Origin of the sequence: Streptomyces sp. NPDC059247 (assembly GCF_042754005.1) — a bacterium.
GTDB lineage: Bacteria > Actinomycetota > Actinomycetes > Streptomycetales > Streptomycetaceae > Streptomyces.
The window spans coordinates 1-1,042 of the sequence record NZ_JBHYZW010000061.1; the positions used below are offsets into that span (position 1 = coordinate 1).

At 68.2% G+C, this 1,042-nt stretch carries 1 pseudogene; it reads left to right on the forward strand.

The annotated features are described in order from the left end of the window. Window positions 1–39 precede the first annotated feature (39 nt). Window positions 40–1,019: pseudogene (locus ACFXGN_RS32785) on the forward strand (IS5 family transposase). The last annotated feature ends 23 nt before the right edge of the window (window positions 1,020–1,042 follow it).

Sequence of the window (1,042 nt, forward strand, 5' to 3'; positions counted from 1 at the left end):
TGCCCTCTTCGCGGGGTGGAACCCGGTAGGACATTGGTCGTGACGCTCAGGCAACTCACCGATGCTCAGTGGAAGTTCATCGGGCCGTACCTGCCGATCGGCAGGTACGGCCCGTACCCCGAACGGCTACGGGAACAACTCGAAGGGGTGATCTGGCGGTTCCGGTCCAGCGCCCAGTGGCGGGAGATGCCCTCCGAGTTCGGCCCATGGCCCACCGTCTACGGGCGCTTCAGGGTCTGGCGCGACGCCGGTGTCTTCTCCGCCCTGCTCGAAGGCCTGATCGCCGAGGCGGCCCGCGCGGGGAGAACGGACTTGTCGATGGTCAGCGTGGATTCCACCACTGTCCGTGCCCACCACGACGCCGCCGGGATGCGTATCGGCAAGGACCTCATGGAGGCACTGGAAGAGGCTGCGCGCGAGCAGGAGGAGGCCCTGCAAAAGGGGGCGGTCCGGAGGGACGGAACGGACAGGACGAGCGTCGACGCGTCCGACGCCGACGCAAGCTCCGCCTGAAGGAAGCCCTGCTCGGCAGATCTCGGGGCGGACTGACCAGCAAGGTCCATCTCGCCGCGGACCGCAGGTGCCGTCCGCTCGCGATCGTCCTGACCGCCGGCCAGGCTGCGGACAGCCCGCAGTTCATCCCCGTGCTGGGCAGCGTGCGGGTCCGTCTGCCCGTCGGCCGTCCTCGCACCCGGCCCGGCGCGGTCGCCGCGGACAAGGCCTACTCGTCCCGCGGCAACCGCGCCTACCTGCGCCAACGCGGCATCAAGGCAGTCATCCCGGAGAAGAAGGACCAGGCCGCCAACCGGAAGAAGAAGGGCTCCAGAGGCGGCCGGCCCGTCAGCCACGACGCCGATCTCTACAAGGAACGGAACACCGTCGAGCGCCTGATCAACAAGCTGAAGGCCTGGCGCGGCATCGCCACCCGCTACGACAAGACACCCGAAAGCTACCTCGCCGGCCTCCACCTCCGCGCCGCGATGATCTGGATCGACGACCTCCTGAAGGTCGCCGACTGATCACAACATCACACAGGCCCTAG